This is a genomic window from Cupriavidus sp. D384, from assembly GCF_001652915.1.
Taxonomy (GTDB): Bacteria; Pseudomonadota; Gammaproteobacteria; order Burkholderiales; family Burkholderiaceae; genus Cupriavidus.
This window is the reverse complement of sequence record NZ_BBQI01000002.1, coordinates 16,751-36,071: the sequence shown is the minus strand read 5'-3', so window position 1 is coordinate 36,071 and position 19,321 is coordinate 16,751. Positions and strand designations below refer to the sequence as shown.

18 protein-coding genes are annotated in these 19,321 nt (G+C 67.7%); 12 read left to right on the top strand and 6 right to left on the bottom strand.

Annotation, left to right across the window (positions count from 1 at the left end; genetic code table 11):
* Positions 1-17: 17 nt before the first annotated feature.
* Complete coding sequence (locus A9J21_RS00515; protein ID WP_066730841.1) at positions 18-1,616, bottom strand: DUF1800 domain-containing protein; 1,599 nt, start codon at positions 1,614-1,616, stop codon at positions 18-20.
* A 253-nt stretch (positions 1,617-1,869) separates the two neighbouring features.
* Between A9J21_RS00515 and A9J21_RS00510 the strand changes: the two genes are divergently transcribed.
* The 11 genes from A9J21_RS00510 (at position 1,870) to A9J21_RS00460 (ending at position 13,499) form a co-directional block, all read left to right on the top strand.
* Positions 1,870-2,253, top strand: a complete 384-nt coding sequence (locus A9J21_RS00510; RefSeq protein WP_066730839.1) for a nuclear transport factor 2 family protein — start codon at positions 1,870-1,872, stop codon at positions 2,251-2,253.
* 195 nt (positions 2,254-2,448) lie between these two features.
* On the top strand, positions 2,449-3,537 hold the full coding sequence (locus A9J21_RS00505; protein WP_066730837.1) for a substrate-binding domain-containing protein: 1,089 nt from the start codon (positions 2,449-2,451) through the stop codon (positions 3,535-3,537).
* A gap of 63 nt (positions 3,538-3,600) precedes the next feature.
* On the top strand, positions 3,601-4,635 hold the full coding sequence (locus A9J21_RS00500) for an ABC transporter substrate-binding protein (RefSeq protein ID WP_066730836.1): 1,035 nt from the start codon (positions 3,601-3,603) through the stop codon (positions 4,633-4,635).
* A gap of 23 nt (positions 4,636-4,658) precedes the next feature.
* Positions 4,659-5,477 (top strand): iron ABC transporter permease, encoded by an 819-nt coding sequence (locus tag A9J21_RS00495; protein WP_066730835.1) that lies wholly within the window; start codon positions 4,659-4,661, stop codon positions 5,475-5,477.
* A gap of 10 nt (positions 5,478-5,487) precedes the next feature.
* Positions 5,488-6,393, top strand: a complete 906-nt coding sequence (locus tag A9J21_RS00490) for an ABC transporter permease (protein ID WP_066730833.1) — start codon at positions 5,488-5,490, stop codon at positions 6,391-6,393.
* Positions 6,386-7,444 carry an ABC transporter ATP-binding protein gene (locus A9J21_RS00485; RefSeq protein WP_066730831.1) on the top strand — a complete coding sequence of 353 codons (1,059 nt, stop codon included), beginning with the start codon at positions 6,386-6,388 and terminating at the stop codon, positions 7,442-7,444. Before A9J21_RS00490 ends, A9J21_RS00485 begins: the two co-directional genes overlap by 8 nt.
* The gene (locus A9J21_RS00480) at positions 7,441-8,295 is read left to right on the top strand and encodes a phosphodiesterase (protein ID WP_066730830.1); all 855 of its coding nucleotides are present in this window, start codon (positions 7,441-7,443) and stop codon (positions 8,293-8,295) included. The genes A9J21_RS00485 and A9J21_RS00480 overlap by 4 nt, the downstream gene beginning before the upstream one ends.
* Before the next feature lie 111 nt (positions 8,296-8,406).
* Positions 8,407-9,102, top strand: coding sequence for a dipeptidase PepE (gene pepE / locus A9J21_RS00475; protein ID WP_066730829.1), 696 nt, complete (start codon positions 8,407-8,409; stop codon positions 9,100-9,102).
* Between the two features lie 269 nt (positions 9,103-9,371).
* Positions 9,372-10,028 (top strand): response regulator transcription factor, encoded by a 657-nt coding sequence (locus tag A9J21_RS00470; RefSeq protein WP_066730826.1) that lies wholly within the window; start codon positions 9,372-9,374, stop codon positions 10,026-10,028.
* Between the two features lie 33 nt (positions 10,029-10,061).
* Positions 10,062-11,819 carry a hybrid sensor histidine kinase/response regulator gene (locus A9J21_RS00465; RefSeq protein ID WP_066730824.1) on the top strand — a complete coding sequence of 586 codons (1,758 nt, stop codon included), beginning with the start codon at positions 10,062-10,064 and terminating at the stop codon, positions 11,817-11,819.
* Positions 11,820-12,047: 228 nt separating this feature from the next.
* Positions 12,048-13,499, top strand: coding sequence for an aldehyde dehydrogenase family protein (locus tag A9J21_RS00460; protein WP_066730822.1), 1,452 nt, complete (start codon positions 12,048-12,050; stop codon positions 13,497-13,499).
* A gap of 92 nt (positions 13,500-13,591) precedes the next feature.
* On the opposite strand, the gene A9J21_RS31865 is transcribed toward A9J21_RS00460, so the two are convergent.
* Positions 13,592-13,759, bottom strand: a complete 168-nt coding sequence (locus tag A9J21_RS31865) for a hypothetical protein (protein ID WP_175459902.1) — start codon at positions 13,757-13,759, stop codon at positions 13,592-13,594.
* Positions 13,760-14,111: 352 nt separating this feature from the next.
* Between A9J21_RS31865 and A9J21_RS00455 the strand changes: the two genes are divergently transcribed.
* Complete coding sequence (locus A9J21_RS00455) at positions 14,112-14,594, top strand: cupin domain-containing protein (RefSeq protein ID WP_066730820.1); 483 nt, start codon at positions 14,112-14,114, stop codon at positions 14,592-14,594.
* 63 nt (positions 14,595-14,657) lie between these two features.
* On the opposite strand, the gene A9J21_RS00450 is transcribed toward A9J21_RS00455, so the two are convergent.
* The 4 genes from A9J21_RS00450 to A9J21_RS00435 form a co-directional block, all read right to left on the bottom strand.
* Positions 14,658-15,923, bottom strand: a complete 1,266-nt coding sequence (locus tag A9J21_RS00450) for an MFS transporter (protein WP_082926154.1) — start codon at positions 15,921-15,923, stop codon at positions 14,658-14,660.
* Between the two features lie 143 nt (positions 15,924-16,066).
* On the bottom strand, positions 16,067-16,840 hold the full coding sequence (locus tag A9J21_RS00445) for a hypothetical protein (RefSeq protein WP_066730818.1): 774 nt from the start codon (positions 16,838-16,840) through the stop codon (positions 16,067-16,069).
* A gap of 80 nt (positions 16,841-16,920) precedes the next feature.
* The gene (locus A9J21_RS00440) at positions 16,921-18,120 is read right to left on the bottom strand and encodes an acyl-CoA dehydrogenase family protein (RefSeq protein WP_066730817.1); all 1,200 of its coding nucleotides are present in this window, start codon (positions 18,118-18,120) and stop codon (positions 16,921-16,923) included.
* Between the two features lie 19 nt (positions 18,121-18,139).
* Complete coding sequence (locus A9J21_RS00435) at positions 18,140-19,255, bottom strand: NADH:flavin oxidoreductase/NADH oxidase (protein ID WP_066730815.1); 1,116 nt, start codon at positions 19,253-19,255, stop codon at positions 18,140-18,142.
* Between the last annotated feature and the right edge of the window lie 66 nt (positions 19,256-19,321).

The window sequence follows — 19,321 nt, the reverse complement described above, 5'->3', positions numbered from 1 at the left end:
TTGCCATCGCGGTTGTCCTATCGCTGCATCCATTCCGGCGAACTGAGCAGCACGGCATTCCATTCCTGCTGCGAACCCGCCTGGCCCAGCGCCTGGCGCGTGGCCGTGCCCAGCGTGCCCTCGATGGTGTCGTAGAACATGCGGTTGTTCGGCATCGGGAAGCCGCGCTGCGCGGCGGGCTGCCCGCTCTCGTCCGAGAACAGCCCGGCCGGCCCGCTGCCGATGGTGCGCGCGATCTCGAAGCGCCTGACCAGCTGGCCCGAGCTGGCCCATGCGCTTTCGGTCAGCGGATAGCCGTCCGGCGCCACGTGGCCGTAGAGCGGCTCGCCAAGCTGGTTCAGCCAGTTGATCATCGGACGCAGGTTCGACACCGGCCGGCCGTCGTAGGCCAGCCGCATCGACGACACCACGAAGACCATCGGGTCCTTGAACTTGCGCGCGCCCTCGGCGGCCGACTGGTCGAACCAGTGCGACAGGAACATGGTGCGCAGCACCGCGCCGATATCGCCGTCGGTACGCGTAAACGTCGCGGCCATCTGCGCCACGAGTGGCGGCGGCGGATTGTCCGACACAAAGTAGGTAGCCAGCTTCGCCGACACAAAGCGCGCCGTAGCCGGCTCGCGCGCCAGGATCGACACGGCCTGTTCCACCTCGGCAAACCCGCGCGGATCGATGGCATGGCCCAGCAGCGTCTTGGCGCCGAAGTCGTGGCGGTTCGGATTGAACTCGAACAGGCCGTCGCTGCGGTACAGCGCCGCGCGCTCGGCAGACAGCCGCGGGGGCTCGCCGCGCGCGTTGATGCCAAGCCCGGTCAGCACGCGCGCCAGCTCCTGCACGTCCTGCTGGGTATAGCGGGATCCGCTCGGGCCGCCCGACACGCCCAGCGTATGCAGCTCCATCAGCTCGCGCGCGTAGTTCTCGTTGATGCGATTGGCCGCGCTCTGTGCGTTGTCCAGGTATTCGAGCATGGCCGGCGACGTGACCGTAGCCATCAGCAGGTCGCGGAACTTGCCCAGCGCATGCGGCCGGATTGCGCGCGCCTCGAAATCGGCCAGCGCGTAGCGGACCTGTCCCTTGCCCGAGTAGACGTTGAAATGGTTCAGCCAGAACCAGGTCATCTGCTCGCGCAGCTGCGCGGGCGAATAAAGCGCACGCAACAGGTGGCGGCGGCCGGTATCGATCACAAGATCGCGCCCCTGGCGGTTCAGCGCTGCGCGGGCCTGCTGCTTTTCGGCCTCGTCGGTCAGCGCCTGGATGCGCTGGCGCTCGGCGCGCAGAGCCTGGGTCCGCTGCAGCGCATCGCCCTGGCTGACCGGCAAGGCGGCAATGGCCTGGGCCAGCGGCGGCGGATCCGCCAGCGGCATCCTGATCTGTTCGTCGAGATAGCGCTGCCGTCCGATGGCCTGCAGCCGTTGCACGCTGGCCTGGTCGGCGCCAAAGCTGACGGTGTTGAGCCAGCGCAGGTCGGCGGGCGACAGCCTGCCATGCGGCACCGCATCATTCGGCGCTGTCGACGCACAGGCAGCCAGCGCCGCCGACATTGCCAGCGCTGCCAGCCATGCCAGCAAACCCGGCACCCGCCGATGCCGCAACCTGCCGAACTGTCGGTCTTCCATAGGCCCCTGCCCCCTTTGTCGTGCGCCGGGCGTCTTGCGTGCACATCGCGTGACGGAATGCCGGTTTGACGTCTGGCGCGCCGCTTGGTTGACCGCCCCACCCCCGGAGACTGTTACCAAAACTTTCCCGCCGGGCCGCACGAACATCCGCTAATCTATTTTGCATACAATTTACGGATACAATGAACGACGCAACCAGCCCGGGCGAACCGCCCCGGGCCAGGCTCAACCAGAATCATCACGGAGGACAGACATGACCGCACACGCCGCCACCTCGCAGCACATTCCCGCACTGGCACCGCTCGAGCAGTATCTGGAAGCCCATCGCACGGGCAAGGCCGAGTACATCTTCCAGGCGTTCCACGCCGATGCCCGCATCATTTCGTTCCGCGACGGCGCCCTGCATTCGCTGACGGTGGACGAATTCTCGAAGCGCTTCCAGGGCCAGCCGCAGCCCGACGAGGCCCAGCGCCGTCGCCATATCGCCAGCTTCGACGTGGTGGGCAACGCCGCCACGGCCAAGATCGTGCTGGACTACCCCGAGGTGACGTTCACCGACTATATGAACCTGCTGCAGATCGACGGCGTGTGGAAGATCGCCAACAAGACGTTCAGCGCGGCTCCCAAGACGAAGTAAGCACCCCGCCAGGATCGGCACCGCCCTGTCATCGTCCCGTCACAGAGCCCCGTGACAATGCGCGACGATGACAGGCGCGGGAGCCTGCGTAGGCGGTTTTGCCGCAGCGCAGCGCAAATATTCCTTGACGCCTGATTTTTCGGCACTTCAATGAAAACGTTTTCATCCTGAAGTGCGCCATCAGATGAGGAATGCATGCCCACATCCCGCCGCGCCGCCCTGCCGCCCCGCCTGGCTTCTGCCGAACCTGGCCAGGGCGTGACGCTGGCCGATGTCGCGCTGGCCGCCAAGGTGTCGCTGGCCACCGCATCGCGCGTCTTCAGCCATCCGCAACTGGTGCGCGAGGCCACCGCCCAGCGCGTGCACGAGGCCGCGCGGCGGCTGTCGTTCCGCCCCAACCTGCTGGGCGCCAAGCTGCGCGCGCAGCGCACGCGCATCGTTGGCGTCATGCTGCCGACGCTGGACAACGCGGTGTTCGCCGAGTGCTGGCGCGGAATTGAAGAATCGGCCATGGCAGCAGGCTACTCCCTGATGCTGGTCACCAGCAACTACGATCCGGCCCGCGAAAGGGAGCGCATCGAATACCTGTTGCGCCACCGCGTCGACGGCATGGTGCTGACCGTGGCCGATGCCGGCGACAGCACCGTGCTGGACCAGCTCGACCAGGAATCGGTGCCTTATGTGCTGGCCTACAACCAGGTGTCGCGCGAGATTGCCGAGCGCGGCCGGCACTCGGTCTCGGTGGACAACCAGACCAGCGCCTGCCAGGGCGTCAACGCGCTGATCGCGGCCGGCCACCGGCGCATCGCCGTGATTTCGGGCGCCTTTACCGCGTCAGACCGTGCCCGGCAACGCTTTGCCGGCTATGCCGATGCCATGCGCGCCCATGGCCTGCCGATACGCGATCCGGTCAACCTGCCGTCCCACACGGCCAGCAACGCGCCCCAGATCCGGGCACTGATGGCCCAGGCCGACGCCCCCACCGCGTTCTTCTGCACCAACGACCTGCTCGCCATCGGCGTGATTTCCGATCTCAAGCGCCTGGGCCTGCGCGTGCCGCGCGATGTGTCGGTGCTGGGTTACGACGGTATCGCGCTGGGTGCGCTGGTGGAACCGCCGCTTGCCACCGTGATCCAGCCCAACGCCAATATCGGCACGCAGGCCATCACCCAGTTGCTGCACCGGCTGGATGTTGGCTCGGCCGGTGCCGACGGCCACGCCACGCTGTTGCCGCACGCACTACGTATCGAGGGCACCGTCAGCGCGCCCGCAGTTCCTGCCTGATCCGACCGACCACCGACTGACCGACTGACCGACTGACCGACTGACCTAACCAGGGAGCCTTACATGTCGACGCAATCCTTCTGGCGCCGTCCGCTGCGCTGGCTGGCCACCGCCGCCGCTGTCGCCACCACCTTCGCCGCCTTCAGCCAGGGCGCCGCCGCACAGACCGCCATCTGCTACAACTGCCCGCCCGAATGGGCCGACTGGGCCGCGCAGATCCGCGCGATCAAGGAAAAGACCGGCGTCACCGTGCCGTTCGACAACAAGAACTCGGGCCAGTCGCTGGCGCAACTGGTGGCCGAAAAGGCCGCGCCGGTGGCCGACGTGACCTACCTGGGTGTGACCTTCGGCATCCAGGCCAAGGCCGATGGCGTGACGCAGCCGTACAAGCCGGCCCACTGGAACGATATCCCCGACGGCCTGAAGGACCCGCAGGGCAACTGGTTTGCCATCCACTCGGGCACGCTGGGCTTCATGGTCAACGTCGACGCGCTGCGCGGCAAGCCCGTGCCGCAGTCATGGGCCGATCTGCTCAAGCCCGAATACAAGGGCCTGGTGGGCTATCTCGACCCGGCCAGCGCCTTTGTCGGCTATGTGGGCGCCGTGGCCGTGAACCAGGCCATGGGCGGTTCGCTGGACAACTTCGGGCCGGCCTTCAAGTACTTCCGCGACCTGCAGAAGAACCAGCCCATCGTGCCGAAGCAGACCGCCTATGCGCGCGTGCTGTCCGGCGAGATCCCCATCCTGCTGGACTATGACTTCAACGCCTACCGGGCCAAGTACAAGGACCGCGCCAACGTGGCCTTCGTGATCCCGAAGGAAGGCACGCTGGTGGTGCCGTACGTGATGAGCCTGGTGAACAACGCGCCGCACGCTGCCGATGGCCGCAAGGTGCTGGACTTCGTGCTGTCCGACCAGGGCCAGGCGCTGTGGGCCAACGCCTACCTGCGTCCGGTGCGCAACGTGCCGATGCCGGCCGAAGTGCAGTCGCGCTTCCTGCCCGCCGCCGACTACGCGCGCGCCAAGCCGGTGGACTTCGGCAAGATGGCCCAGTCGCAGAAGGCGTTCAGCGACCAGTACCTGAAGGAAGTGCGCTAGGCCCCCGGCCCGCGCCCCGCACCATGACCCAGCGATCCCCCGCCCTGTTCCTGTTCGCGCTGCCCGCGCTGCTCGTGTTCCTGGCGTTCTTCTGCCTGCCGATGGCCCGGCTGATCGAAGTCAGCCTGACCGGCAGGGACGGCGCGGGGGTCTACTGGACCGTGCTCACCAGTGCCCGCTACCTGCACAGCCTGATGGTGACCGTGGTGCTGTCGGCACTGGTCACGCTGGCGACGCTGGTGATCGCAGGCATCGCCGGCACCTTCCTGCAACGCCACCCGGTGCCCGGCAAGCCGGTGCTGGTGGCGATGCTGACCTTTCCGCTGGCGTTTCCCGGCGTGGTGATCGGCTTCATGGTCATCATGCTCGGCGGCCGCAATGGCCTGCTGGCAAGCATTGGCGACCTGCTGGCCGGCGAGCGCTGGACCTTTGCCTACGGGCTGGCCGGGCTGTTCGTCGGCTATCTGTATTTCTCGATTCCGCGCGTGATCCTGACCGTGATGGCCGCCGTGGAAAAGCTCGACCCCACTCTGGAGGAAGCCGCGCGCTCGCTCGGGGCCAGCCCCTGGCGTGTGGTGCGCGACGTGATGCTGCCCGCGCTGATGCCGGCCATGCTGTCCAGCGGCGCGATCTGCTTTGCCACCAGCATGGGTGCGTTCGGCACGGCCTTTACGCTTGCCACGCAGCTCGACGTGCTGCCGCTGACGATCTACAACGAGTTCACCAACTACGCCAACTTCGGCATGGCCGCCGCGCTGTCGATCCTGCTTGGCGTGGTGACCTGGGCCCTGCTGGCGCTGGCGCGCTGGTATTCCGGCGATACGGTCGCCGCCACTGCCTGAGGACCGCCGCATGCGCACCGCCCAACCCCGCCGCGCCGGCTACTGGCTGCAACTGACGCTGACCCTGCTGGTCTGCGCCTTCATGACCGTGCCCGTGGTGCTGTCCGTGCTGGCCGGCCTGACCAACAACATCTTCGTCGGCCTGTCGAGCGGGCTGACCACGCGCTGGCTGGAAGAAGTCTGGTCGCTCTACCGCAACACCATCTTCCTGTCGCTGGGCATCGCGCTGGCCTGCGTGGCCTGCACGCTGGTGATTGGCGTGCCCGCCGCCTACTACATGGCGCTGCGGCGCAACCGCGTGACGCGGCTGATCGAGGAACTGCTGATGCTGCCCGTGGCGCTGCCCGGGCTGGCCACGGCGCTGGGCCTGATCCTGCTCTACGGCAGCTGGCAGGGCCTGCGTACGAGCTGGGTGTTCATCCTGATCGGCCATGTGGTGTTCACGCTGCCGTTCATGGTGCGGGCGGTGCTGGCGATCCTGTCGGCCATCGACATCCGCACGCTCGAAGACGCCGCCGCGAGCCTGGGCGCCACCCGCCTGCAACGCTTTTTCACGGTGGTGCTGCCAAACTGCCGCCAGGGCATCCTGGCCGGCGCGCTGATGGTGGTGACGCTGTCGGTGGGCGAATTCAACCTGACCTGGATGCTGCACACGCCCACCACGCAGACGCTGCCCGTGGGCCTGGCCGACAGCTACGCGTCGATGCGGCTCGAAATCGGCTCTGCCTACACCATCGTGTTCTTCGTCATGATCATTCCGTTGCTGGTGTTCATGCAGGCGGTCAGCGCATTGGGGGCGCGCACGCGCCGCCACGCGCCGGTTGCCGAACCCGCCCCGGACGCACCTGCGGCCCTGTCCCAGACCGTCCCCGCCGTCCCCAACGCCTCCACCGTTCCAGGAAGCCGCCATGCATGAACCCACCCCCATCCGCCTGCGCCAGTGCGCCAAGACATTCGCGGACGGCACGCTGGCGCTGCAGCCGCTGGACCTGGATATCGGCGCCGGCGAGACCGTGGTGCTGCTGGGGCCGTCGGGCTGCGGCAAGACCACCACGCTGCGCATCATCGCCGGGCTGGAGCAGCCCGATGCCGGTGGCGAGGTCTGGTTTGGCGACGCACGCGTGACCGACCAGCCCATCGAGCAGCGCGGCGTGGGCATGGTGTTCCAGAACTACGCGCTGTTTCCAAACATGAGCGTGGCCGGGAACATCGCCTATGGCCTGCGCGTGCGCCGCGTGGACAGCGCCGCACGCAAGCGCCGTGTGGACGAGATGCTGGCGATGATGCATCTGGAGCCGTTTGCCGACCGCCGCATCGACCAGCTGTCGGGCGGCCAGCGCCAGCGTGTGGCGCTGGCACGCGCCATTGCCGTGCAGCCGCGCGTGCTGCTGCTGGACGAGCCGCTGACCGCGCTCGACGCCAAGCTGCGCGACGCGCTGCGCGCCGACATCAACCAGCTGCTGCGCAGCCTGCATATCACCGCCGTGTACGTCACGCATGACCAGGCCGAGGCCATGGCGCTGGGCGACCGCATCATCGTGATGGACAAGGGCCGCATCGCCCAGGCCGGCACGCCGCAGGACATCTACCGCGCGCCGGCCAACGCGTTCGTGGCCGACTTCATCGGCACCATGAACCATTTGCCGGGCACGGCCGAAGCAGGCCGCTGGCGCGTGCCGGGCGGCACGGTGCCGATGGGGCCGCCCGACGATGCGCCAATCACATCCACCGCCCGCCTGATGTTCCGGCCCGAGGACGTGGCGCTGGTGCATGCCGGCGACGCCCATGTGGAAGGCACGGTCGTCACCGCGCTGTTCCTGGGCAACCACACGCGCCTGCTGGTCGATGTGGGCGCCACCGCGCCGCTGATCGTCGATACCGCGCGGCGCGACGCATGGGCCGCCGGCACCCGCGTAGGCCTGCGCATCGATACCCAACACCTGATCACGCTTTGCCAGGCAGCATGACCCACGCAAACCCCATGCCCTACCTGGTGGCGCAACTGACCGATCTGCATATCAAGGCCGGCGGCAAGCTGTCGTACCGCATGGTGGACACGGCCGGTGCGCTGCATACGGCCATCGACACGCTGCTGGCCGCCCCGCAACTGCCCGATATCGTCGTGGTCACCGGCGATCTGGTCGACTTCGGCCACGCCCACGAGTACCGCTTCCTGCGCGATATCCTGCAGCGCCTGCCGATGCCGGTAAAGCTGCTGCCCGGCAATCACGACCACCGCACATCGCTGCGCAGCGTGTTTCACGATCACGACTACCTGTTCGCCAACGGCGACGGCGAGGCGCCGATGCACTACGCCGTCGATGCCGGCCCGCTGCGGCTGGTGGGGTTCGATTGCACCGTGCCCGGCAAGCCCGGCGGCCGCGCCGATGCCGATGGGCTGGCCTGGCTCGATGCGGCGCTGTCCGCCGCGCCGCAGCAGCCCACGCTGGTCATGCTGCACCACCCACCGTTCCATACCGGCATCGGCCACATGGACGTGCAGGGGCTGGAAAACGCGGCCAGCCTGGAAGCGGTGATCGCCCGGCATCCGCAGGTGGAACGCGTGATCTGCGGCCATCTGCACCGGCAGATCACGCGCCGCTTTGGCGGCACCATCGCCATGACCGCGCCGGGCCCCGCGCACCAGGTGGCGCTGGACCTGGACCCGCAGGCGCCATCGTGCTTCCGCATGGAGCCGCCGGGCTACCTGCTGCACTGGTGGCACCCGCAACACGGGCTGGTCACGCACCTGGCGGCCATCGGCGACCACGGGGCGCGGCATCCGTTCTTCGACGCGGACGGCAGGCTGATCGACTGACGGCACCGGCACACGCGCCGTGCCCGTGCCGATGCCATTGGCGTACCATTGTCGGCTTCTCTCGATTTACGGACCAACGTTCCGCCAGGCGGAACTATGCGACACCCCGACATGGATCTGCTCCTGCTCAGCAACTCGACCTCGGACGAGGGTTACCTCGTTCATGCTGCCCAAGCCATCGCCGAACTGGCCGATGGCCGTACCGACGCCCTGTTCGTGCCTTACGCGGGCGTGACGCGCGACTGGGACAGCTACGCCGCCCAGGTGCGCGAGGCCTTCGCACAGAACGGCATCTCGGTGCAGTCGCTGCACGAGCAGGCCGATACGCTGGCTGCGGTCAACGCCGCCACGCTGATCGTGGTGGGCGGCGGCAATACGTTCCGCCTGCTGCAGGTGCTGCGCCACCAAGGCCTGCTGGCGCCGATGGCCGCCCGCGTGCGCAGCGGCGCCGCGCGCTATATCGGCTGGAGCGCCGGGTCCAACCTGGCCACGCCGACCATCCGCACGACCAACGACATGCCGGTGGTGGACCCGGGCGGCTTCGACGCACTGAACCTGGTGCCCTTCCAGATCAACCCGCACTACTACAACCTGGAAATCGAAGGTTTCCGTGGCGAGACGCGCGACCAGCGGCTGGCCGAATTCACGACGCTGTCGCCGGATACCCCGGTGCTCGGCCTGCCCGAGGGCGACTGGCTGCGCGTGTCGGGCGAACAATGCGTGCTGAACGGCCCCCACGCCGCCCGCTGGTTCCTTGATGCGACAACCTGGGACGTGACCGCCGGGCCGCTGTCGATTCCGGTCTGACCGGCCCGGCATCCGGACAAAAAAATACCCGCAGCCGGGAGGAGCGGGTATGAGAAGTGGTATGGACAAGTCGCGGAATTCGTCCACGGGAAAATGCTGGCATCGCACCACTGCGCTGCCAATAATCTTTCCGGACTAGAGGCCGTTATCCATCACATGGGCTGGCGCCGCCGCAACCCGGCACGCCCCCAATGCTGGCGATGGACAACCTGCGTCGAATCCAGTCCAATCGATCCCAATGTCGCTCCCTGCACTTTGTGCGTGTTCCCATGTCGCGTGCCCGACTCCTGCTGATCGATGACCACACCCTGTTCCGCACCGGGCTGAAGCTGCTGCTGGCAGACAGCCCCAGCGTGGCGTCGATCATCGAGGCGGGATCGGTCATGGAGGCCGTGCAGGCCCACGCCAGCCAGCCTGTGGACATCCTGCTGCTGGACATCCAGATGCCGGGCCTGAACGGCATCGAAGGCATCAAGGTCCTGCGCCGGCACTTTGCCGCCGCGCGTATCGTGATTGTCTCGGGCACATCGCATATCGACGCCATTCCCGCCGATTCCCGGCGCGAAATTGCCGGGTTCCTGCCGAAGTCGGCCGATGCGGTCGATATCGAGCGCGCCATCGCCAGCTGCCTGTCGGGCGGCACGCATTTCCCGGCGGACGGCAACGGGTACGGCCCCGGCGCGCACGGCAGCGCCCCGGGCGTTGCCCCGGCCTACGAGCCCAGCCAGCTCACGCCGCGCCAGCTGGAGGTGCTGACGCAACTGAGCCTGGGGCGTTCGAACAAGGTCATCGCCTACCACCTGGGGCTGTCCGAAAACACCGTGCGCGTGCACGTGGCGGCCATCCTCGACCATCTGGGCGTGGTCAGCCGCGTGGAAGCCATCCTCGAAGCGCAGCGCCGCGGGCTGGTGCAGACGCATCGCTGAGCGCCTCTCCACCCAACCCGCCGCCGCGCGACCATGGCGTTGCCCTTCCTTCCGCACTACGACGAGCCGCGCCTGCTGTCCGCGCAGATGGAGCTGATCGACCAGAGCTTCGGCATGGCCATGCTGGGCTGCGCGCTGGCCGCCATCATCCTGGGCACGGGCCTGTCGCTGACCGAGGGCCATCCCGGCGCGCTGCCGTGGGCGGCGGCCATGGCGGTGCTCTGTGCCATGGCCCACTTTGGCCGGCTGGCCGTGCCCGACCGGCTGACCGAAGCCCGCTCGGGCCTGTACGCGCGGGGCATGACCGCCATGCTGGTCCTGATCGGCTGCCTGTGGGGGCTGGCCGGCTGGCTCTATCTCGATATCCGCTCACCGGCCGTGGTGATCTGCGTGCTGTCACTGATTGCCGGCATGAGCGCGGCGGCGCTGGCCGTGTTCTCGGCCTGCCTGCCCGTGGCGGTGGGCTTCTTCATCCCGGCCATCGTGCCGGTCTGGGCGGTCTTTATCGTCACGCACGATATCGCCTACCTGCCGATGTTCCTGGGCACCCCGCTCTACCTGTTCGTACTGATCGTGTTCGCGCGCAACTATTCGCGCATGGCGCGGCATTCGCTGACGCTGCGTTTCGAGAACGTGGAACTGATCTCCCAGCTGCGCGACCAGACCGCACGGGCCGGCCACGCCCAGCGCGAGGCCGAGGAAGCCAACCGGGCCAAGTCGGTGTTCCTGGCATCGGCCAGCCACGACCTGCGCCAGCCGCTGCATGCGCTGGGGCTGTTCCTGGTATCGCTGGGCCGCACGCCGCTGGACGCACGGCAGCGCCAGTTGCTGGACCATATCGAGGCTTCGTCGGGCGCGGCGCGCGAAATGCTGAACACGCTGCTCGATTTCTCCAAGCTCGACGCCGGCGTGGTCACGTCGCGGCCGCGTCCCTTCCGGCTGCAGCCGCTGCTGCACAAGCTCGAAAACGAGTTTGCCCCGCAGGCCAATGCGCGCGGGCTGGTCTACCGCACGCGCGACACCACGGCCACGGCCTTTGGCGACCCCACGCTGGCCGAACTTATCCTGCGCAACCTGATCGCCAACGCCATCCGCTACACGCGTAGTGGCGGCGTGCTGGTGGCCTGCCGCAAGCGCCGCTTCCATGTGTCGGTGGAAGTCTGGGATACCGGCATCGGCATCCCGGTGACCCAGCACCGGGCGATCTTTCGCGAGTTCCATCAACTGGGCAACCCGGAACGCGACCAGCGCAAGGGGCTGGGCCTGGGGCTCGCCATCGTGGACGGCCTGGCGCGAACGATGCAGACGTCGGTGACGCTGGCGTCGGTGCCAAACCGGGGTTCGGTGTTCCGCCTGCGCCTGCCGCTGGCATGGACGGCGCCCGAGGAATCGGTGCTGCCTGGCGCCGCCGCGCGCCTGGATGGGCTGCGCGTGCTGGTGATCGACGACGACCCCGCCATCCGCGAGGCCATGTCCGGCCTGCTGACGGTCTGGAACTGCCCGAACCAGACCGCCGAAACCGAGGAAGAGGCGCTGGCGCTGCTTTCCGGCTTTACGCCGGACCTGGTGCTGGCCGACTACCGCCTGCGCGGCCACCGCACCGGGCTGGAGGCGATTGCCGCCATCCGCGAACGCACCGGCCGCACCCTGCCGGCCATCGTCATTACCGGCGATACCGCCGCCGACCGCCTGCGCAATGTCCACGCCGGGGGTACCGCACTGCTGCACAAGCCCGTGGTGCCTGGCGAGCTTCATGCCGCCATCGGCGCCCTGCTACGCGAGGCGGGCTGAGCGCCTGTCCCTGACGCGCCTGCTACGCGTCCATCCGGGTGGCCTGCCTGAATGGAAAGCGGTCACACGATAAGCAAAGCCCTCATTCATGCATTAATCGTATGAATGAATCATTCCTATTAATTGGACTTAGGTCTGAGGCCCGCCCACACTCCAAAAAAAGCGGGCCTGATTCTCCGGCCGCTGCGCACGTCATTCCAGCACCATGAACCAAGCGAGGAGCCTTCCATGACCGCATTGCGTTCCGATCTGCCCAAGCACGACCTGCTGATCGACGGCAAGCGCCTGCCGCCTGGCACCGGCGAATACTCCACCGATATCAATCCCGCCACCGAAGCGCCCATTGCGCTGGTGGCACAAGGCAGCGCCGCCGACGTGGATAGCGCGGTCAAGGCCGCACGCACGGCGCTGAAGGGCTGGGCCGGCATGCGCGCGGCGGATCGGGCACGCATCCTGTACCGGTTTGCCGATCTGCTCGAAGCCCACGCCGAAGAACTGGTGACGCTGGAAAGCCAGGACGCCGGCAAGCCGCTGGCCTCTGTGCGGCGCCAGGACATGCCGGCCGTGATCGACACCGTGCGCTACTACGCGGGCTGGTGCGACAAGATCCACGGCAGCGTGATCCCGGCCCGTCCGGACGCGCTGACCTATACGGTGCGCGAGCCCGTGGGCGTGGTGGCAGCCATCGTGCCGTGGAATTTCCCGCTGATGATCGGCATGTGGAAGATCGCCCCGGCCCTGGCCTGCGGCTGCACGCTGATCGTGAAGCCCGCCGAGATCACCCCGCTGACCGCGCTGCGCGTGGCCGAACTGGCGCTCGAAGCCGGTGTGCCGCCGGGCGTGTTCAACGTGGTGACTGGCAAGGGCAGCGTGGTGGGCAACGCCATGGTGGCGCACCCGGGCATCGACAAGGTGACCTTTACCGGATCGCCCGGCGTGGGGCGCGGCATCATGCAGGGCGCGGCGGCCAACTTCAAGCGCGTGACGCTGGAACTGGGGGGCAAGTCAGCCAACGTGATCTTTGCCGATGCCAACCTGGACGCCGCCACGCGCGCGGCAGCCTCGGGCATCTTCTTCAATGCCGGCCAGGTGTGCTCGGCCGGCTCGCGCATCCTGGCGCAGCGGCAGGTGTATGACGAGGTGGTGGAACGGCTGTCCGCGCGCGCCAAAGCCATCCGCGTGGGCGACCCGGCCGCGCCCGACACCACCATGGGCCCCGTGGTCTCCGCCGCACAGATGAAGACCGTGCTGGACTATGTCGACATCGGCAGACAGGAAGGCGCCAGCGCCGTCACGGGCGGCGTGCGCGTGGGCGAGCGCGGCTTCTTCGTCGAGCCCACCGTGTTTGCCAACGTGGCGCACGAGATGCGGATCTCGCAGGAGGAGATCTTCGGCCCGGTAGCCAGCGTGATCCCGTTCGACGACGAGGAAGATGCGGTGCGCATTGCCAATGGCACGGCGTTCAGCCTGGCCGCCGGCGTGTGGAGCGCGGACATCCAGCGCGTGCACAAGGTGGCCGGCGAACTGCGCGCCGGCACGGTCTGGATCAACACCTATGGCTATACCGACGTGCGCCTGCCGTGGGGCGGCGCGGGCGACTCCGGCCTGGGCCGCGAGCATGGCGACGCCGCCATCGAGAACTTCACGGAGCCGAAGGCGATCTGGCTGTCGCTGCGCTAGGCGTCAGCGGCCAACAGGCTGGCCGCTGCGGCGGCTGGCGCAGGTCTGCACACCCCGCCATGGCCTGGCGGGGTTTTTGTCTGCGTCGCGCGTCAGCCAATCATGCGCATCGGCAGCAGCGCATAGACAAGCGTCAGGACGCCCACAATGGCCGGCGATACGTATTTCAGCGCGAGGCTCTGCGACTGCACGCCCAGATAGGCGTACATGCAGACAAGGATCATGGCGCAGGCAAAGACGAGCCCGTCATAGACTTGCATGGTTGGTGTCTCCCAGAGTGCGTTCTTCGACTACTTCTGTGACGACGGGCGTGCTTTCGGGGCGCCCGGGGTACTGCCCACTGCAATCTATTTGCGCCGATGGTCGCGCCATCAATGGGGCACGGCAATCATGGTAATCCCTTCGTTATTGGCGTTTGAATGATGCTGCAGCGCGGGATTCCGGGCGATACCGGTACCGCCTTGCGCGGCTGAGGAAGTCAAGGAGGAAAGTCCCGATGCCCGCATGCTGGCGCCAGATGCCGATGCCGATGAGACAATGCAGCGCGGCATGGCTGGCATGGTGTGTTGCCGCAGTGCCATGACCGCCAGTACAACAAAAAGGGAGATAACAATGCATCGACTTGCCGTTCGTGCCGCCGTCCCGGCCGCTTTCATCGCCACGTTCGCTGCCGGCTTCCTGGCGGCCCATGTGGACCTGCCGCTGGCCCATGCGCAGACCCCGCCGGCCGCGCTGGCGCCGCTGATCATCAAGAACCTGGCCGCGATGAGCAACGACGATATCGGCCCGCAGGTGCCCAACATGGGCACGCTGCGCACCAGGGGGCTGGTGAACACACCGAGCGGCACGATTGCCGTGCAGTCGGGCAATGTGCCCAAGCACTATCACACCAGCGCCGACGAGATCCAGTATGTGATTGCAGGCACCGGGACGTTCTGGCTGGGCAACGAACAGCACCAGGTGGGGCCCGGCGACCTGATCATCATCCCGAAGGGCGCCGCGCACGCGGGCTCGGTCGCCTCGACCGGCGAGTTCAGGTCGCTGGCCATCAAGCTGCCGCCGCAGGCACCGAACGATACGCACCTGCTGCCTTGAAGGCGGATCGGCGAGGCGGATCGGTGTCACCGGCCGGCGTGCCGGCGCAGCGCGAGGCCCGGGTCAGTTGCGGGCCTCTGCCTGCCCCGCCGCGGCGGCATCGGACGGCAGCAGCAGCACCACCAGCGCGGTACACGCGGCAATGCAGGACATCGCCAGGAACAGCGAGGCGAAGCTCGACGCCTTGACCACCGGCCCCAGCAGCCAGACCGCCAGCGAGCTGATGCCGAAGGAAACGGCCAGCCGCATGCCGGCGACGCGCGATCTTACGCTGTCGTCGACGTATCGCACGATCATCGCGTCGGTGAACGGGATGCTGCCGAAGATGCACACCATGGCGCCCAGCAGCGCCACGAACAGCCACCATCCCTGCGCATGCGCGGCAAGCACCAGCCAGGGGATCTGCGCCAGCACCAGGCACAGGTACAGGCGCTTGAGCGGCACCGTGTCGATCAGCTTTCCGACAATCACCTGCGTGAACGACGCCAGCGTATAGATCACGGCCAGCAGCAGGCCGATCATGACCGGGTCGTCGACCAGCCCATTGAACCGCTCGGTCAGGAACTGGGTGTTGCCATTGGTGGTGAAGTTGAACAGCAGGCTCCCGGTGACAGCGGCCGCCGTCATCACGACCAGCGCCCGGGCCAGCAGCCGGGGCGGCAAGACCACCTGCGGCGGCTTGCGGCTGCGCCCCGGCGCCGGGCCCTGGGGCGCGCAGAGCAACGCAAAGGCAATGCCGCAGACGATGGAGATGACGCCGGGCACGGCGAATGCCGCGCGCCAGCCCCATGCCTGGACAAGGAATCCCGTCAGCAGCGCGGCACCGGCCACGCCAAGATTGCCCGCCAGGCCATTGAGCCCGATGGCCGAACCCGGCCGGCTCGCGCGCTGGACCAGCATCGGAATCCCCACCGGGTGATAGATCGATGCAAACAGGCCGATCAGGGCCAGCCCGCCCGCCAGTTGCCAGGGGCCATGCGACAGCGCCGTCAGCAGTGCCGCGACACCAAGCCCGAAGAAGAACACCAGCATCATCTGGCGGCGGCCCCACATGTCGCCCAGGCGGCCCGAAGGCACCGAGCCAAGCCCGAACAGGAAAAATGCGCCCACGCCATAGGGCATCAGGTCTTCCCAGCGGGCGAACCCGAACTCCGATGCGATGGTGCCCACCGCCGTGGCGAAGATCAGCAGAAACAGGTGGTCCAGCGCGTGGCCGACATTGAGCAGCAAGACCACCCGCAGCGGGTGGTTGTCCGTGGCAGGCCGTGCGGCCTGCGGAGCCTCGGCGGCTTTTTCAACCGGCGGCGTTGGCGAAAGCTCGGTGTTCATTGGGCGTCTCCCCCAGGTTCTTTATTGGTCTTCTGGACAGGGTAGTCTGCCCGATGCCGAACCCGTTGGCTGTCGCGATTCCTGCTCCGACACTCGCAAAAGGGACACGCTGCCCCAGCCGCCAGCCGCCAGCCGCCGTCCGGTCAGGCGAGCGAGAACGCCACGGCGGCATTGCCCACGCGGGCCACGAAATCGCCTCCCGCCGGCACATCCACGGGCACAGATAGCGTGCCGGTGGTAACCACCGCGCCTGCGGGAATCGTCGCCCCCTCTGCAGCGAGCCTGTCCCACAGATGGCCCAGCGACAGGAACGGCTTGGTCCGGTCGTCACCACCCAGCGAACCGGCGATACGCTCGCCATCGCGCCAGATGCCCGCATCGGCTTCGAACAGCGGATCGGCTGCGTGGTCGATCCGGTCGCCACGAATCAGCGCATGAAAGCCCACGTTGTCGGCGATAAAGCTCGGCTGGCCCACCGCCTTGCGATCCACGAACCGGCTGCACACGACCTCCACGGCCACGGCCGCGCCCGCGATCATCGTTGCCGCGTCGAACGTCTCGTTGGCCGGGGACGCCGCGCGCGCAAACGTGAACGACGCTTCCACCTCGAGCGTTGCCTGCCGGCCCGGCGGCAGCGTCACCACGGCGTTCGATTGAAATACGCGGGCCGGCGTCAGCGTGCCGATCGCAGGCGGATTGGGCAGTTCGCCGCGCAGCCCTCGCGGCGAGGCCCCGGCAAGCTTCCAGCCCACTGCGCTTTCGCCAAGTGTCGCGACAAAAGCCGCCTGGACGGCGTAACCCTGCGCCAGCGTGGCGGGGCGCTCGGCCTCCGCCAGCTCGATCAACGCCTCGCCGGCGCGGGATGCGGCGGTCAGCCGGCGTGCGGGAACATGGGGGTCGAAACTTGCTTCGCTCATCGTGATTCAGGCCTGCGTGATTGTGAAATGACGGCACACTATGCCACACGGCCGGGCGCGGCCGTGCCGCACGTCATCCCTCAGCCATGGCTGCCCGGCGTTGCCAGCATGTCGCGCTTGATCTTCTTTGCCAGCGACCACTTGTGCACTTCGGTCGGGCCGTCGTAGATGCGGAAGGCCCGCAATTCGCGGAACGCCTGCTCCACGATGGTATCGCGCGATACGCCGTTGCCGCCCAGTATCTGCACGCATCGGTCCGCCACGCGAAACAGCGCCTCGGACACGGCCACCTTTGCCATCGAGCTTTCGGTGGTCGCCAGCGACCCGGCATCCAGCACGCCCGCGCACCAGTCGATCATCAGCGCTGCCTGTTGCAGGTCGATCAGGTTTTCGGCCAGCATGAACCCGACGCCCTCATGGTCGATCAGCAGCTTGCCAAACGCCTTGCGCGTCGTGGCATAGCCGCGCGCAATCTCGTCGGCGCGCGCCACCGTCCCGAACCAGCGCATGCAATGCGAAAGCCGTGCCGGCGACAGCCGTACCTGCGCGTAGCGAAAGCCGTCGTTGACTTCGCCAAGCACCTGGTCCGCCGGCACCCGCAGATTGTCGATCAGCACCTGGGCGTGGCCGCCCGGCATCGAGCTGTCGATGGTATCCAGCACGCGCTCCGTACGGATTGCCGGGTGCGGCAGATCGACCAGGAACATGGTGGCCTGCGCGCGTTCGCCACCATCGTCGCTACGCGCCATCACGATGCCCACGCGGGCGCCCTCCGCGCCCGTGATGAACTTCTTGCGCCCGTTGATGACCCATGCGTCGCCGTCAAGCACGGCCCGGGTCTGCAGCATCGACGGGTCGGAGCCCGCACCGCCCTCCTCGGCCGGCTCCGTCATGAAAAATGCCGAACGGGCCTCGCCACGCACCAGGGGGTCCAGAAACCGTGCCTTCTGCGCGGGCGTGGCCACCTTGCCGAGCAGGAACATGTTGCCCTCGTCGGGCGCCATGGTGTTGACGGCAACCGGGCCGAGCGGCGACAACCCGGATCGCTTCAGCACCGCAGCCGTTTCCAGCTGACTCAGATGCGAGCCATCCGCCAGAATATGTGGCGTCATCACACCTGCGCTTCGTGCCCTGGCACGTAGTTCTTCCACCAGTTCGGCGGTCGGGCCGTGGGCTTCGCAGCGCGGGTCCTGCTCGTACGGCACCACCACGTCGCGCACGAAGCGTTCGACGCGATCCGCGATATCGCGGCTTCTCTCGGAGGGACAGGGAGTGAACATGTTCGTCTCCGCGCAGCGTCTAGCGCTGACCGAAATGCACGTTGCGGAACAGCTGCTCCAGCCCGCGCGGCTGCGAGCGCCAGTACTGCCTGGGCGCGTCGACCTGCGCCCCAAGCTTGGCGGCCGCATGCCACGGCCAGCGCGGGTCATACAGCATGGCGCGCGCGATCGAGATCATGTCGGCTTCGTTATTGGCGATGATCGCCTCGGCCTGCTCCGGCTCGGTAATCAGGCCCACTGCCAGCGTCGGCAGGCCCACTTCGGCCTTCACGCGCTGGGCATACGGCACCTGGTAGCCCGGGCCCAGCTTGATGGCCTGCTGCGGAGACACACCGCCGGTGCTCACGTGCACGGCCGCGCAGCCGCGCGCCTTCAGCGCCTGCGACAACGCAATCGTGCCCTCGATATCCCAGCCGTTCGGCACCCAGTCGGTGGCCGATACACGCATCCAGACCGGACGCTCGGCCGGAAAGGCCTCGCGCACGGCATCGAACACCTCCAGCGGAAACCGCATGCGGTTCTCGAGGCTGCCGCCGTACTCGTCGGTGCGATGGTTGGCAATGGGCGACAGGAACTGGTGCAGCAGGTAGCCGTGCGCGCCGTGCACCTCGATGCCGTCGACGCCGATGCGCGCCGCACGCCGGGCCGCTGCCACGAAATCATCGCGGATCTTCTGCATGCCGGCACGATCGAGCGCCGTGGGCGCCACCTCGTCGGCCGCATGCGGTACGGCCGATGGCGCCACGGTCTGCCAGCCGGACGGCGCATCCGGACGGATCTGCGCGCCACCTTCCCACGGGGCCTGGCTCGACGCCTTGCGGCCCGCATGGCCCAGTTGCACCGCCACGGCAATCGGCGAATACCGGCGCACCGCATCGAGCACGCGGCCCAGTGCGGCTTCGTTGGCATCGCTGTAGAGGCCAAGGTCGGCCGGCGAGATGCGGCCTTCCGGCGACACCGCCGTGGCCTCGACAATCATCAGGCCCGCGCCGGACAGCGCCAGGCCGCCCAGGTGGATCATGTGCCAGTCAGTGGCCGAGCCCTCTTCGGCCGAGTACTGGCACATGGGCGCAATGGCGATGCGATTGGAGAGTGCGAGATTGCCGATCTGGTACGGATCGAAGAGATGAGACATGGGGAGATTCCTTGGAGTCCTGGGGCTCCCAGGGCGGGAGCGGGCAACGTCCCGGGCGATTGTAGT